Source organism: Chryseobacterium electrogenes (genome assembly GCF_053553015.1).
Genome location: NZ_JBNPPB010000002.1, coordinates 3,064,385 through 3,080,774, shown reverse-complemented (window position 1 = coordinate 3,080,774; position 16,390 = coordinate 3,064,385). Strand labels below are relative to the sequence as shown.

The 16,390-nt window shown below is 34.2% G+C and carries 13 protein-coding genes; 3 read left to right on the top strand and 10 right to left on the bottom strand.

The window, feature by feature from the left end:
• Positions 1 to 482: 482 nt before the first annotated feature.
• The 3 genes from relB to ACQQ6V_RS14170 all read left to right on the top strand — a co-directional run bounded on the left by relB (position 483) and on the right by ACQQ6V_RS14170 (position 3,471).
• Entirely contained in the window at positions 483 to 704 is a 222-nt protein-coding gene (gene relB, locus ACQQ6V_RS14180; RefSeq protein ID WP_123870280.1) for a type II toxin-antitoxin system RelB family anti-toxin, read from the top strand.
• A 1,022-nt stretch (positions 705 to 1,726) separates the two neighbouring features.
• The gene (locus tag ACQQ6V_RS14175; protein WP_123870279.1) at positions 1,727 to 1,963 is read left to right on the top strand and encodes a hypothetical protein; all 237 of its coding nucleotides are present in this window, start codon (positions 1,727 to 1,729) and stop codon (positions 1,961 to 1,963) included.
• Positions 1,964 to 2,511: 548 nt separating this feature from the next.
• The gene (locus tag ACQQ6V_RS14170; protein WP_448846138.1) at positions 2,512 to 3,471 is read left to right on the top strand and encodes an arsenic resistance protein; all 960 of its coding nucleotides are present in this window, start codon (positions 2,512 to 2,514) and stop codon (positions 3,469 to 3,471) included.
• Between the two features lie 517 nt (positions 3,472 to 3,988).
• Here the strand turns inward: ACQQ6V_RS14170 and ACQQ6V_RS14165 are convergent.
• The 10 genes from ACQQ6V_RS14165 to ACQQ6V_RS14120 form a co-directional block, all read right to left on the bottom strand.
• A complete protein-coding gene (locus tag ACQQ6V_RS14165; protein ID WP_448846137.1) occupies positions 3,989 to 6,259 on the bottom strand; it encodes a multicopper oxidase family protein in 2,271 nt (756 codons plus the stop codon).
• Positions 6,260 to 6,316: 57 nt separating this feature from the next.
• Complete coding sequence (locus tag ACQQ6V_RS14160; protein ID WP_072996594.1) at positions 6,317 to 7,189, bottom strand: DUF3347 domain-containing protein; 873 nt, start codon at positions 7,187 to 7,189, stop codon at positions 6,317 to 6,319.
• A 217-nt stretch (positions 7,190 to 7,406) separates the two neighbouring features.
• Positions 7,407 to 7,598 carry a hypothetical protein gene (locus ACQQ6V_RS14155; RefSeq protein ID WP_072996595.1) on the bottom strand — a complete coding sequence of 64 codons (192 nt, stop codon included), beginning with the start codon at positions 7,596 to 7,598 and terminating at the stop codon, positions 7,407 to 7,409.
• 147 nt (positions 7,599 to 7,745) lie between these two features.
• A complete protein-coding gene (locus tag ACQQ6V_RS14150) occupies positions 7,746 to 8,966 on the bottom strand; it encodes a hypothetical protein (RefSeq protein WP_072996596.1) in 1,221 nt (406 codons plus the stop codon).
• Complete coding sequence (locus ACQQ6V_RS14145; RefSeq protein WP_448846136.1) at positions 8,963 to 9,409, bottom strand: QcrA and Rieske domain-containing protein; 447 nt, start codon at positions 9,407 to 9,409, stop codon at positions 8,963 to 8,965. Before ACQQ6V_RS14145 ends, ACQQ6V_RS14150 begins: the two co-directional genes overlap by 4 nt.
• A 2-nt stretch (positions 9,410 to 9,411) precedes the next feature.
• Positions 9,412 to 10,614, bottom strand: a complete 1,203-nt coding sequence (locus ACQQ6V_RS14140; protein ID WP_187477694.1) for a di-heme oxidoredictase family protein — start codon at positions 10,612 to 10,614, stop codon at positions 9,412 to 9,414.
• A gap of 397 nt (positions 10,615 to 11,011) precedes the next feature.
• The gene (locus ACQQ6V_RS14135) at positions 11,012 to 12,088 is read right to left on the bottom strand and encodes an endonuclease (RefSeq protein ID WP_072996599.1); all 1,077 of its coding nucleotides are present in this window, start codon (positions 12,086 to 12,088) and stop codon (positions 11,012 to 11,014) included.
• Between the two features lie 333 nt (positions 12,089 to 12,421).
• Positions 12,422 to 13,219, bottom strand: coding sequence for a phosphatase PAP2 family protein (locus ACQQ6V_RS14130; RefSeq protein WP_245795797.1), 798 nt, complete (start codon positions 13,217 to 13,219; stop codon positions 12,422 to 12,424).
• Positions 13,220 to 13,403: 184 nt separating this feature from the next.
• Entirely contained in the window at positions 13,404 to 15,443 is a 2,040-nt protein-coding gene (locus tag ACQQ6V_RS14125) for a heavy metal translocating P-type ATPase (protein WP_448846135.1), read from the bottom strand.
• Between the two features lie 225 nt (positions 15,444 to 15,668).
• On the bottom strand, positions 15,669 to 16,346 hold the full coding sequence (locus ACQQ6V_RS14120) for a methyltransferase (protein WP_448846134.1): 678 nt from the start codon (positions 16,344 to 16,346) through the stop codon (positions 15,669 to 15,671).
• Positions 16,347 to 16,390: the final 44 nt, after the last annotated feature.

Genomic DNA, 16,390 nt, shown 5'->3' with positions numbered 1-16,390 from the left:
TAGTGGGGCTTTTATTCCTCACCTAATTTTATTGGGCTAAAATGATATATATAGAGCAGTAATTTTTTCTACAATGCTCACCAGCTACTCTGGTGGACAAATAAGCAGAATCGTTGAAAAGATCGTTCTCATAAATATAGTTTTATATATATCGGGAACAATGTGTGAATGTAAGATAGCTGTGCCACAAAAAGCAAGGAGCGGTCTCACACTTTCAATCCGAGGGTGTCCTACGACCCTAACAATAAAATATTGTTTGCAAATGAAAGCTTGCGTGAAGACCGCTCGCATGCCGTATGCAAAAGTAGAAAACTTTTCGACATGGAGCGATTTCACGATACTCTCGTCTGCTAATAGGACTTTACGGAACGAGAAACATCGTTACATGGTTAAATTTTAACCAGTTATATTTTATAATCGCTTGAGCAAATATAGTAATAATTATTAAATGTGGCAATATAACCACAAAAAAAATAAAAAAAATGAGTGATAATTTCACAGCTACCTATAAAGCAATAGGTAAAGCTTTAAAGAATAAAAGAATTGAAAAGAGTTTAACACAAGAACAGTTGGCTGATAAGGCGAAGGTTGATCGTTCTAAAATCAGTGACATGGAAAATGGTAAAGAGGATTTTCAATTTTCTACGCTATTAAAGTTGTGTAAGCAATTGGATTTAAATGTTGCTGAAATTTTTAAAGATTGAAAATCCTAAAGAATAGTTTATTTTATATGAGTATTACTTCATCAAATCTTATTCAAAATCCCTAAATAACAAGGGATAAAAACTAATAACAATGGAAACCCAAATAGATTGAGAATCATTGCAAATATATTTTGTTTACTTCGAAATAGCTATTTCTTTATAATAGCGATCTGAACATTGTTGTAGAACCTCCTCGGTTTCTTTATATTCTTTTTTGACTTTAATATAGTCTTGGTGGGTTTGATAAATACCAATTGATAATACAATAACTGCAGGATGCAATATTCTTTAGTATATCAAATTACTAAAAATATCGATGTTCTGAACAATGTGATTTTTATCAATTATAATGAGCGTTCTCAAAATCCTAATCAACGGAGCATAGCCTTCGTAATAAGATCTCCATTTCAGAATCGATTGCACAGTAGATATATTTATCTTTGAGTCTGAAAAATACAATGGCTTTATAAGCTTTATAAAGGAAATAGACCATTGTAGCAACTGCCATCAAAAAAAATTAAATCCGAGCTCCTTTATCACTAAAGTATCTTAAAATCTTATTTACTATCTTTACAGTCAAATGAAATTTTTAGCGTTTATAACAAGTTTTTATATAATAAGTCTTATTGCCACTCCGACAGTTAGTATTGTTTATGCAAAATTTTAATCTGAACAATGTGCTAAGTCCTGTTCAAAACCTACAAATGCTAAAAAGAAAAAAGACAAGTGCAAGGAGCAAAGTTGTTCTTCGTTTACTTGTTGTTTTAAATTAAACATATTGATTTCTGATATATTAAAGCAGAGTCACTCAATAACAAATTTAGTAAGCAAAAATAACTTTGGCTTAAATCAATGTTACCTTTTATTAGGAAATTGTGATATTTGGCATCCTCCAAAATTTTATGTTAAATTTCAATTTAAAATCTAAGATTTAAATTTTATACCCCTCTAGATTTATCAAAAGATAAGGAAGTGAGAGTTTTGTTATATCTAGAATTTTTTAACAATTAAATACAATAAATATGAAAAGTATAATCGCTGTATTATTGCTTACTTTAACTATAAATGTAAATGCTCAACAAACAGAGCCAAAAGTGAAAAACGCAGAAAAAACTTCTGTATCGAAAAAAAAGTCCAATACTTCAAAATCGAAGAAAGAACCTTCTTGTAAGATTGATGAAAATTCCACGACATCTAATGAGAAGAAGTCATGCAATGCTGATGGTTCTTGCTGTGGTGGCAACAAAAAGAAAGCATAGTAATTTAAATATGAACGCCTCTACTGAGGCGTTCTTTTTGATTAACAATTAGAAGACTAGGACAGTTTTCATTTGATTTTTTCAGCGCTACTTCCTGTATCATTCTCCCATTTTTCCCCAAGTCAACAATTGGGTTCAGACAGCTTTAGTTCATTGATTCTTTGATTGATTTACAAGTTTTTTTTCAATCTTGTTAAAGCATTCGTTTTTATTGTATTTGTTATCATCATATTAAACGGTGCAACCAAAAACAAGATTAGTAAAAAATAAATCAGAAAAAATATTCTGCAAATTATTAAGAAAAAGAAACGGTTATTGCCAACCTGAAAATCATAATTATTGAGAGAAGAGAACTAAAAAAAGTTTTTGCATATAAATTCCTTGGAACATACAAAGTTACTAAACTGAATAGAATGCTTTGATTTTTATACTTTTGCAATATCTGTCAGTGGATGAAAAGGTAAAACTTAATTAAAAACTAAAGTTGTTGACGGTATTAAAATAGAATTGGATTTTAGTATTCAATCTAAAAAAATTTGCTATAACTAATGATTACTAAAGAAATACTCGAAAAAAGACAGATTGGTATATATATAGTCACACTTTTAATAAGTGCTATTATTGGACTGAATTGGGGTAATAGCAAAATTCTTGAGCATACAATTGAACCAGTTATTGGAATTTTGCTTTATAGTATGTTTTGTCAGATACCATTTTTGAAACTAAAAAAAACATTTCAAAATCCTTCTTTTTTTAAAGCTCTTTTAGTTGGAAATTTCATACTTATACCATTACTTGTTTGGGTTTTAATAAGCATATTTCCTGTAACAATTTTAATTAGTGTTGGCGTTCTTTTAGTTCTTTTAACACCTTGTATAGATTATGTAATTGTATTTACGTACTTAGGAAAAGGTGATTCTCAATCTGTCTTAGCTTCAACACCCTTATTATTTATCATTCAGATGTTGTTGTTACCCTTATTTCTATGGATTTTTTTGGGAAGAGAAATAATCAACATAATTCAAGTTACTCCTTTTGTCAAATCTTTTATTTACTTGATAATTATACCTTTTATATTATCAGTTTTAACGCAAACCGCTTCGAAATCTAATAATAAAATAGGAAATACAATAATGGACTTTTCGAGCTGGTTGCCTGTTCCATTTATGGCGTTGACATTTTTTGTTGTTACTGCGGCTCAAATTTCATCACTTTACAATAATCCTGAACCTATTTTAACTGTTATTCCTATTTATATTGCATTTGCCATATGTGCGCCATTTATTGGTATGCTATCATCCAAAATATTTAAGGTAAATCTTTATGGAACGAGGGCAATAGCTTTTTCTACAAGTACGCGAAATTCATTAGTTGTTTTACCTTTAGCACTTTCTCTACCTGCTCCCGATAATCAATTAGTTGGAGTGGTAATTGTAACTCAGACCATTGTAGAAATTATATTTGAACTGATTTATATCAAAATCATTCCTTACATTATAAGAGGATAATCGAATTAGCTTTGCAGTTAATTTGAAATCTTATTATATTTTAAAAAACGAGTTAAGAAGTTTCTTTGCATTCTATGCAAAAAACAAGGTCGCTTTGATTGTAAAAATTTAGATGTTTGTATAAAAAAACGATCTTGTCTTAAAAGACTATCAATTTTTCAGAGCTCTAGATAAAAAACATCACAAAGTAATGATATCAAAACGCTAATACATATTTTGTTTTTATATCTATACTTAATTTACTTATATACAACCTAAATCTCTTTTACTCAAACTAAGAAACAGTCTTCAGCTATCAATCTCGATAATTCTGTTTCTAATTTTGCAATATTTAACTATGAAATCAATTCATTTAGTTCCGAAACATTGATGTTTTTTTAAATCAAACAATGCACACAGATTAGAAGTTTTTTTAAAACTGTTATTTGTTCTGAAAATAACTATGCATTGTTTGAATTAGTATAATTAAGGTTCTGTTATTATAAACATTTTAATAGTTCATTTTTCCAACTGCTATTTAGTATGTAAATGCCATTCCTACACCAAAACCCATATCACTATCATAATGTGTACGGATACCAATGTTTTTGGTAATGATATATCTAAGTTCTGCCATATATTCCATATCAGTATTTACCATAAAGCCCGCTCTTAATCTCTTAGAGATAGGAATATCTTCACGCATTAATGACAGACGTACAATGCCATCGTGATATACTTCTGCCTGAAAATTAACCAACATTGGCAAAGTGTACATAAAACCTAGACTAAAAGCTCTGCGTGTATCTTTTTCATTTTTCTGTCCAAATAAATTTGTTTCGTGCTCATCCATACCCATTTTTCGGTAACGCCAATCAAAACCGATGAATGGCATAAACCATTGCATTTTACCAATGTATCTTCCCAAATGGGTTTCCACCTCATAACCGTGCATATCGTTGTACCCTAAGCGCCATTCTGTTCCTAAACTCCACCGTGCATTCTGAAGCATTGCTTCTCCATCGTTACCATTGGTTGCAAAATCGTTCTGTGCCATAAAGTGCGGCATATTGCTCTCCCTCTGCAATTTATTGTATGCCTGCTTTTTGTTGGGTAAGTATGGATTTTGATAATCATCCACAGCAAAGACCCTGTTCATCCCCGACATCATATGGTAAAGTATATGACAGTGGAAAAACCAATCTCCCTCTTCATTTGCTAAAAATTCGATGGTGTCTGTTTCCATTGGCATTATATCCAAAACATTTTTGAGTGGTGATTTTTCGCCTTTCCCATTAATTACCCTAAAATCGAAACCGTGCAGGTGCATTGGATGGCGCATCATTGAATTATTGTAAATGGTGATGCGTAAAATTTCTCCTTTTTTTACGGGTATTTTATCGGTTTCAGAAAGTATTTTATTATCCATACTCCATACATATCGGTTCATATTTCCGGTAAGCGTAAATTTTAATTCCTTTACGGGTGCGTCTTTGGGAAGTGTGGTATTGTAGGGCGATTGCAACATTGCATAATTCAGCGTTTTGATTTCTCCCAAAGCATTTGCATTGTAACGGTTGGGGTCATTATCCATATTCATATTGTGCCCGCTATGGTCTTTTTTAGGTTTAGCCTCTCCAGTAATTTCGGGATACATTACCACATTCATATCCATTTGGTTCAGGCTCATTTTCATACCCATATCGTCCAAATCTCCATTCATCTTCATCATATCATTCATCATCTTCATCCCTTCAAAATATTTCAATCTGGGAAGTGGTGATATTAATTGTTTGATGCCATTGCCCACAAAATAACTTGCTGATTGTGTTCTGTCTTCGGTAGTGGCTAAAAATTCGTAAGCAACACCATCTTCAGGAATGGTTACTACAATATCGTAAGTTTCGGAAACCGCAATGATTAACCTATCAACTTCTACAGGCTCTACATCGTTACCATCATTGGCTACTACTGTAATTTTACCTCCTGCATATCTTAACCAAAAATAGGATGAAGCTCCACCGTTGGAAATTCTTAATCTTACTTTATCTCCTGCTTTTAGGGTTTTTCCATCAACAGTTTTTAAATCGGTAGTATGATTTCCGTTGATTAATATTTTGTCATAATATACATCGCTTACGTCCATTGCCAACATCCGTTTCCATTCGTTGTTGATTTTTGTTTTGAAATGACCGTCTTTAATGGCTTCTGCGTAAGACTGTGTAGCACCTTTTTTTATAGCCGACCAATCGTTGGCGTTGTGCAACATCCGGTTGATATTATCGGGATTAAGGTTTGTCCATTCGCTTAAAATGATGGGTACGGTTGGCAAATCATCAATTCCTTTTCTAAAGGTTTTATCGCTATCACGCTTTTTCATTACAAAACTGCCATACATTCCAATCTGCTCCTGCAAACCTGAATGGGAATGATACCAATGTGTACCGTGTTGGATAATCGGAAAACGATAGGTATATGTTGTTCCTGGTTCAATAGGCTTTTGTGTAAGCCAAGGCACACCATCTTCTTTGTTGGGCAAAAACACGCCGTGCCAATGCAGTGATGTACTTTCTTTTAATTGGTTATGCACCACAATCTCGGCAGTGTCGCCCTCAGTAAATGTGAGCGTTGGCATTGGTATCTGACCGTTTACGGCAATAGCCCTTTTTTCTTTTCCTGCGTAGTTTACAAGCGTATCTTTTACATACAGCTCGTATCGCACTACTTTTTGGGCGTAAATTATTTGAGTTGCCAATAGTAATATTACTATTGGCAACAGTTTTTTATAAATATTTTTTTGAATAACCATTTTAGAAATTTCAATTTTATAATTACTAAAAAGGTAGTTTTCAACTACCCTTTGTTTTTAATTTATCATTTCTACTACCTTACCACAGGTTAGCATTTGAGAACCGTAATATGGATTTTTAACAGCTTCTTCCTTGCTCAGCCAATTTGCTCCTTTCCCGTTATTATACATTGGGCAATGCTGATAATATACAGGAATCTCCTGCTTTGATACCTTAGCCAACTCATACATATTATTAGAAAGCAAAACGAATGTTTCCCTTTGTTGGGCAACATTTTTTGAAGCAGCAATCTTTTCGGCATTTGCAGTCAAGTCTTTCATCACTTTCATCCAAACGCTATGCTCCTTGGTAGAAAGTTTTGCCATTTCTACCGCTTTGATGGCTTTCACTAAATCGGCAGCTTTTGTGGATGAAGTGCCTGCATCAGTTTTTACCAAAGCATCTTTCACTGAAAAATAATTGTCAAAAACAGTTTTCAATTGTGGTAAATTTTGGGCATCGGTAGTTTTTGTTGTTGCCATTTCGTTGTGATTTGCGTGTTGATTTTTCATATCCATACCTGCGTCATTAGATTTTGCGACCGGCTTTAATTCCCTGCTGTATTGACAACATCCTGAAAGTTTGGCATACACATCATCTGGAGCTAAAAACTTCTCGCTGTCATAGCCTGCCAAAGCGATACGTTTCAATATTTCGTCCTGATTGGTCTTACCGCTATCATAAGTGAGTGTAGCCATTTTAGTGTCTTTATTCCATTCTACACTGGCTATCTTGTTCAAGTTGCCTGCTTTTTCGATAGTGGCTTTACACATACCGCAATTGCCGTAAATTTTTACGGTTTCTGTTTTCGCATTCTTGATTTGTGCGAAACTGTTTATTGATGATAGTAATACGGTAATTACCATCACTATTTTTGATAATGATTTCATTTTGAAAATTTTTAATTTAATTAGAAATACAAAAGGGGTGCGAAAACCGGATTTGGTTTTCGACAAGACATAACTTTGGCTGTAAAGCCTCCGTTTTAGCTTATTTTAGGCGGTTGCCAAATGGATGAGTAGCCTAAAGAATAGTAGGCTTGTTCAAACCCGAATTTTTGCTTTTTGTTTTCAGCAAAAGGGTCTGTTATATTTAAATCAATTGGTATTAATAAGCTGACAAAAGATGAAGAAGTACTGCATCTGCAAGAGCTGTGTTTACAATTGCCATCGCAGTCGTTACCATCGTTACATTTTTTATCTGACTTGTGCTTGCAACTGTCTTTGTCGTGCAATTTATCAGATTTTTCTTCTGAGCAGGACTTTTTTTCAGTGCTTGTTGATTTTTTGGAACAGGCATAGCTTTGAATAGGTATCAAAAAGAAACCCAAACAAAATAGTGTTATCACACTCGTATATATTCTTAAATTTGTCAACACAACAAATTTACAAATAAAAATATATTTTCAACAGCTTAGCTATATATATTTCAATTTCTTAGTAAAAATTAAAAATAGGTAGAAATTCCAAAACTGAAGCCTGTCGTAGTTGATGAAGGATTTGCAAAAACATCTCTTTGTTTCTGAAATCTGTAATTAATTCTAAAAACAGTCTGTGCATTTGGTCTTAAACTAATTGCAGGCATTACACTCCATAGGTCATCTCCAATTTTGTTGTTATTTTCTCTAAAGTGGCCTACATTCCAGTCTATATATTCAAAACGGCATGCAACATTAACAACGGCTTTTTCCCAACCTAGAATTTTTCTTTTAACTATGGGTTGCACAATATCAAGAAATCCTCCATATTGTCTATCCCCATATTGCTGTGTATAAGTTTCAGGAACATCTACTTTTACCCATGCCCATTCCGCAGTAATAAAAGTTCCCAAATTTGGAAGTGTATTATTATAATCCAATGCAAATACTCTTACTCTTCTCTTATCATCGATCTGGAGACCATCATCCTGAAATTTATTGTAAATACCTCCCATATAAGAAACTCCAATCTCTCCTGCTTTTTTATGTCTTGTAGCAATTTTGGCGGTTAAAAGAGGGATGCCGCTATTGATTCCTTCAAAACGTTCGGGATTACTTTTGGCAGCGGGCAAATAAGTTTTGTTCTGACTATTATCAATAATTGAATTATCAAAATTTCCGGAAAGATAGGCTTCATAGCCAATCATCCAATCTGCTTTATACATTTTTCCATATAACCCAAAGCCGGCGTTGCTAAATGTTGCAGGCAACATTTGTGTTGCTGATATAGGACGATCAGTAAATTCCCATTTCGGACCATCATGATTTTGGTTGAAAGCCCCAATTGGATTCATGATAATTCCTCCTCGCAAATTAAGCAGGGGATTAAGCTCCACATCAATGGCAGCAAATTCAATATTAATCTCTTTACCACCTTCTTCCAATTCTATTTCACTAAGAAATTTTATTTTGGACGAAATTGAAGAAGATACGAAAAGTGTCATTCTTCGTAATTGAAATTGATGTCCTTCTGATACGCCGTCGGTACTGATGTGCTGCCAGTTGAGTTCTGCATAGCCTCCGATAGAGACAGGTACTTTTCCTAGGCCTAAGAAAGGGCGTGTGTAGACAGCATCCATATTTAAAGATTGGGCGCTGTCTATAGGAATTCTTTTTAATAGCTCAGTATCGACCTGTGCTATGGTTGTTTGAAATATTAAAAATACAGTAAGGTAGAGGATTTTTTTCATACGGGTTTCTTTAAAGAAATTTTCAAAAAATCGGATTCTATGTACACCGGAAATTTTCTTAGTGCCCTATCAGCAGGACCGTTTTGTACATGCCCTTTATTGGTAAATTCGCTACCGTGTGCAGGACATTGGAGCTTGTCTCCAAACACTTGCAATTGGCTTCCCTGATGGCTACATTGCATCCATAATGCCTCGTATTGGGTTTCTGAAAAACGAAATACGCAGATAGGATATTTCAGGATATCATTTTGAATGATGACATAAGAACGTTTTTTATCTGGATATTTTGCTTCCACAAAATCTACCAAAGGCAATATAATGTAATCTTCTTCAATTGTTCCAGCAACTATTTTATTGCTTATACACCCTGAAAGAACGATAGGAAGTGCTGTAATCCCCAAACAGGCAAAACCACATTTTTTTATAAATTCAAGTCTATCCACTTTTATAATGATTTTAAAAATTTAATAATAGCTTCTTTCTCCTGAGATAATAACTGCATGTATTTATTTTTGCTATTTGTAGCTTCTCCACCATGCAGTTGTATAGCTTCCTCTATACTTTTTGCTCTACCATCATGCATTAGGAAATATTGCCCCCCTTGTGATTTTGGTGATAAACCCAGTCCCCACAATGCAGGAGTACGCCATTCATAGGTCTTTGCAGATCCTTCTGTATATCCATCATCCAAAGCATTGCCCATATCATGAAGCAATAGATCTGTGTATGGGTAAAACTTTTTATTTGATAATGCTGAAATTGAAGATGATGAAGTTTTTAATTCCGAGACATGGCATTTAATGCAACTTATTTGGGTAAATAGAGCCTGCCCCTGCTTAACACTATTGTTTTCTGGATCTCGTTGAATCGGCGTTTTTAATGTACGCAGATAAAATACGACATCTGCAATGGTTTTGTCAGAGACCTCTGGGTCAATGTTCATTCCTGAATAAACATCTTGAGGATTAAATGTTGAAGCAATGCCCATATCTTGATTATAGGCATTAACAGTCTGTTGATGTAAACTGTATGTGGATGCTTTTTTACCAAATCGTCCGATATACTTCCCTCCTTTTGGGATCGCAAAAGGAAATGGCGCTTGATATGCTGGAAGCACTATGTAATTTGGAACTCCTGAAATCCCATCATTATCTGCATCAAAAGGATCAGCCATTGCCAAGATATCTGTATCGGACACCAATTCAATAAAACCCAATCCTGTATTTGCAGGCGGAGTAAATTTGGAAAATGTCGCTCCGAAAGGAATTGTCTCCGGAGTATAACCCGGTATCGCTCTATTCTGTAATTGGGGACCACCTAAATGTAAAAATAAATTACCCGTTTCGTCAACCTGACCAAAACGAGTCAGCGTAGAAAAAGGCGTGCCCTTTCCGTCACCGGCATGGCAACTGCCGCAACTTGTTGCTACAAATGTAGGCCCAAGCCCTTTTTCAACTGTGAAAATTTCATCATTAAAAGCAATATCTCCTTTCAAAAATTGCTGGTTTTCAGCGTAGGACAAACCCTCAATCGGACCGTCTAATAATTCGCCTTCGTCTATTGCTTCCGGATGGAGGTTATCACAAGCCTGCACGATAATAAAAACAAGATAGCAAAGTACAACAACAGATAAATATCTTTTACTCACGATTATTTTTTTTTCAAATATAAACAAATTGTTAGACTAATCTAACAATTTGTTTATATTAATCTAATTTTATTGTAATATTTAATCTGGATTTCGGTTTTTGAACTTTTATCTTATTTAACACATAGTCATATTCCAAAAATTTTAAAAGTGTTCTACTCAGAGTAATCTAATGGAAGATTTTTATAGTGTAAGAAACGAAGGTATAATTCTGTCCAAACTTTTTTTGGCGAGGCATACAATTAATTACTAGATTAAAAAAGCAAAGAGGCTGTCCGAAAAGTTTGGACAGCCTCAATTTTTGCTGGTTCTATTCTTACCCCAATACAGGAGGAGTATATGAATATTTGATTCTCAGAAGGTGTATCTGACTTTTAGGTCACTTCCTTTTGCTTTTTTAATCTTCTATAATAAATTTTGTATTGCTATTATCTAATTTAAGAAAATAAACTCCTTTTGGTAGACTTTTCAAATTAACTGTATTCCCATTCTCGAATGGTTTTTCAATTGTTTGAACATTTTGTCCAGCAGAATTAATAATTAATGCAATTTTAAATTTTTTCAAATCTTTTTCGCCAGTTACTCTTAAAACATTTCCTCTAACTGGATTTGGCACAATGGTTAGATTTTTAGATATTGAAACATCATCTACAGCCATAAAAGCTCCCCAAATCAGCGCAACAAATTCAGGGCGGTCTATATATGGATTCCTATTTCCCTGATATGTGAAAGCTGCATTATTTCGTGCTATTTCAAAAGCTGAGACTGGATCTCCATCATTCCACGCAAGTAATTGTTTGAGTTCCCAAGTTTGAAGACCTGGAAATGCCGAAGAGCCTAAAATGTTTCCACTGCTGAAACCAGAAAGTTGTGTTTCATATCTTGTTACAAAATATAAAATCATTCTTGCAATATCTCCCTTAAATTCATCTATTGGTTCAAAAACAGTACCTGCGTAGCCCGCGGAAGCCGAACTTCCTAATTTTGAACCATTTAATGAAGTAAAGGAAACCGTTCCTACTTTTCCAAATGGGTAATTTGATCGCATTCCGTTTACCTTGCCATCAGTTGGTGTCACAAAATGGACATCTGATCTCATTGGTAAGTTTTGGTTAAATAAGCTTTGTGGTACTACATGCTCCCTATTATAACAATCGCCTTCACTGCTGTAATTACCACACTGGTTAGAACCGTGGTTATAGTTGTATGGATCTGATCCAAGTGGATTTTCTGAATACATATCCATTACAGTTCCGTCGTTTTCATAAAAATAATCTCGGTCTGTAGTTTGAAATGCATTTAATAATCCTGCATACCCTTTGTCTTGGTGCCCATTGGTAATTATTGTTTTAAGTTTTGATTTTAGGGTTGCTCCAGAAAGACCTGCTGTTCCGTCATAATAATTCGTTGGTGCTTGTGCAGAGATTGTACAAAATACAAAGCCCGTCAAAAGATTTAGTAATAATTTTTTCATGCTAATGTTAAAAAATAAAAGGTTTATAAAAGTTGTTTGAATGAATTTTTGTTTGGAAAATATTGTTTGGAGAATATTGTTTGGAGAATACTTAATTTTTATTCAGAAAATGATACATTGTATTTTAATTATTTAGAGTGTGTTTGATGGTTAGATGGTCTGGGATGAATTTTTGTATACTTAATACTAAATTTATAAGTCTGATGTATTATTAGCAAAAGAAAAAAAAGGGCACAACAGATTAGATAAAAGATATCCTTGGATGAAACCCTATGTTTACTATTACGTATTGCTTTTCTTTTTAATGTCCTTTTAAAACTCATTACATTACTTTTAAAAGGACAATTGATAGTTTAGCCCCATTATATTCGTTTTATCAAATTTTTGATAAAATGGCGAAATCATAGAAGCAGACTTACCCTTGCTGATGTTAAACAAAGAATTGATTTTGGGATATAACCAATAAGCTATTTCTGTTGACAATATCCCAACTCCAGCGCCTGCAAATACATCAGTTACCCAATGTTTGTTATTAATTACCCGGTATACACTTGTAAAAACCGCAAATGAATATCCCGATATTCCAAGCCAGTAATTGGTGTCCTTATATTCACGGAATAAAAAGTGGGCAGTCGAAAAGGCAACAGCAGCATGTCCCGAAGGAAACGACATATTATTGGATTTATCAGGTCGTTCTTCTCCGATTAATTTCTTACTTGGAAGTACAATAGCCGCTGTCAAAGCCTGGCTGGTTGCAAAAATAATTGTTCTTTCTTTAAAATTATGTTTACCCTTCATTCCTGCTATATTCAAGGCATACACCATTGCAGCAGGGACGTACTGTGTATAATTATCCAGCTTTGAATTGGACAAATTATGTTCATTCACTTCTCCCCTAACATCACGATCTATTTCTTTCATCTCAGGAACAACAAAACTGATGGCACCGACTGTAATCAAGCTTGCCGGGATAATTAATTTCTTGTAACTTAATTGATGATGTTTCAGATCAGATACTTCTAAAGAATCATAGTAATCTAGAGTATTTAACTTCAGACTGTCTTGTGCTGAGGCTAAACAACAAATCTGCATCAATATTATGAGCATATATTTTTTGAAAAAATTTGTCATGGGAATATGCATTTTGATTTAATTCAGTGGTTATTTTCGAACATAGTTATTGATGTTCCGATATAAAACCGGAATAAAAACAATAGAATTATATTGATTTAAAGATTAGTTAGATATTGGAGGTTGCTTTAAAAACTTCATTTTATTTATTGAATTGCAATGTTTAAAAAAATCTGAAAAGTAATTATTCAAATTTCATTTTCTGAATTCTTACGGCATTCAGAATAGCAATAAGTGAAACTCCTACATCAGCAAAAACAGCTTCCCACATGGTTGCTAAACCACCAGCTCCAAGAATAAGCACAATTGCTTTCACTACAAATGCTAGGATGATATTCTGCCAAACAATCTTTTTTGTTTTTTTACCGATATTGATTGCCATGGGAATTTTTGAAGGTTTATCATCCTGAATTACGACATCGGCTGTTTCAATAGTCGCATCACTTCCTAATCCACCCATAGCAATTCCTACGTCACTCAATGCAACCACTGGTGCATCATTTACCCCGTCACCAACAAATGCGACGCTCTCTTTTCTTGCTTTAATCTCTTTAACTTTATTGACTTTGTCTTCTGGAAGTAAATCACCAAAAGCATTATCAATTCCTATCTCGTCCGCAACATATTTAACCACACTACTTTTATCCCCACTGAGCATAGTCACCTTAACATTAAGATTATGAAGTTTTTTGATTGTAATCCCTGCATCTTCTTTTATACTGTCTGCAATAGTAATAAGGCCAGCAAATTTTCCTTCATATGCTATTGCGATGATAGTATAAATAATTGTGGAAGGGTCAATATCATATTTAATATTGAATTTATCCATTAGCTTAAAATTACCCACCAGCAAATCTTTTCCGTTCACAGTCGCTTTAAGACCGTGACCTGCAATTTCTTCAGTATTATCAAGATTGATAGAATTATCAATTTCTCCAACATACTCATGAATAGCGGTTGCGACAGGATGCGTTGACTTACTCTCCAGCGTATTTACAAGTTTAAGAATTTCATCCTGGTCAAAACCTGGTTCAATTTTAACTTCCTGAACTTTAAAAACACCTTCAGTCATTGTTCCGGTTTTGTCCATTACAACGTTTTGTATCTCAGCAATTTTATCGAGAAAATTACTTCCTTTAAATAAAATGCCGTTTCTGCTTGCAGCACCAATCCCCCCGAAATATCCTAAAGGAATCGAAATTACCAATGCACAAGGACATGAGATCACTAAAAATACCAGCGCACGATACAACCAATCTCTGAATACATAATCATCAACGATGAAGTATGGTATTAGGCATATTAAAATTGCCAGAACGACAACTATTGGCGTATAAACGCGTGCAAATTTTCGAATGAAAAGCTCTGTTGGTGCTTTTTGTGAAGTTGCATTTTGCACAAGCTCTAAAATTTTACTCAGTTTACTGTCTTCATAAGCTGTCGTAATTTTTACTTGTGATACCGTCGTTAGATTGATCATTCCTGCCAGTACAATTTCCCCCTTCGTTTTAGTATCAGGCTTACTTTCGCCTGTGAGAGCAGCCGTATTAAAAGAAGCAGAGTCACTAAGCAGTTCACCATCTAAAGCCAGTTTTTCTCCAGGTTTTAACTGAATAATTTCTCCAATGATCGCCTGAGCCGCTTTAATTGTTTTAGGGTTGTTATTCTCTAAGATTGTTACCTCATCAGGACGCTGATCGAGCAAAGCTTTAATATTACTTTTCGCTCTTGTAACAGCCAAAGTCTGAAAAGTCTCCCCAACAGCATAAAATAACATGACGGCTACTCCTTCGGGATATTCAGAAATAATGAATGCACCAATAGTAGCAATACTCATTAAAAAAAACTCTGAAAATACGTCACCTTTTATAATACTTTCCGCAGCTTCTTTGATAACCGGCAGACCAACTGGAGCATAAGCAGCAATGTACCATACCGTTCTTACCCATCCGGAAAACCATTCCATCTTAATATAATTGTCAAATACAATTCCTGCCAGAAGCAATATCAGGGAGATTGCAGATGGTAAGAACATTTGAAAAACAGTTTTATCGGTGGAGCCGTGATCATGGCCATCATCATCACTGTGATCATGGTTATGTCCGTCACCGGAGCTGTGCTTTTCTTCTTTTAACAATTTATTTGCTTTTTTATCAATCTTCTCTTCTTGGGGTGAGCAACAGAGCTGTTTGCCCTGCGCATCATATTCGTGCTTATGTTCCATAATATATTGTTTAGAGGTTTTTACTTATTTCAATAACTTTTTTAATTATTCCAGTTTATTATTTTTACCGTCATCCTCACCTTGTTTTTCTGAAAAGCTATTTTCAATCATTTTCTTATACCAGTTAAATTTACTCAGTGATAATAAAAAGTAAATTAAAACAGTAGAAAAAATAGCCAGTACATACATATTGAGAGCAACTGCAGATCCAATTGCCGCCGTTGCCTACAAAGCTGATGACGTTGTTAAGCCTAAAAGGCTGTTGCTTTTATCCTTAAAACTTAAACCTGCACCTATAAAACCGAGTCCTGTAGCTATTGCAGCGAGCATTCTTGCTATAGCAGATTTATCATCTGTTAGATGAGATGCAATTGCAACAAACAGACACGATGCCAGAGTAATTGCACCAAAAGTCCTGATTCCGGCATCTTTATGAGATGTTTCCCTCTCATTACCAAATTTTCTTTCAAGGAACTGTTCCTCAGCAAATACGATTCTTTCATAATAGATCCAATAGGAAAGGATGAATGAAACTATAAACCATATGCTTTCAGTCAACAGAGCTAAACCAAGCCACATAAAGAAATTTCCCAGGTACAGTGGATTTCTGACAATACTGTAAATACCTGTTGTATTTAATTCATCAGCTACCTGACCCGCTTTTGTATTTCTGCCTGATGTATTTTTAGGCGTAAATCCAACCGTATAAATTCTTATTCCCAATCCGAACATACTAATAAGAAGGCAGATTATTTCGTAGTAAGGACTGCATTCGGAAGCACTTCTGTTCCAGTTGGTTTCAATAAAAACTGCTAAACCAATGAAAATAACGATGAGTGGTAAAAAACTCCTGTATCTGAACAGCCAGCTACCTTGTGTTTCTAGTTCTTGTCTTAAAGCCATAATGATTAATATTTAAAATAAGAGTGAAACACCTTCCGGTTAAT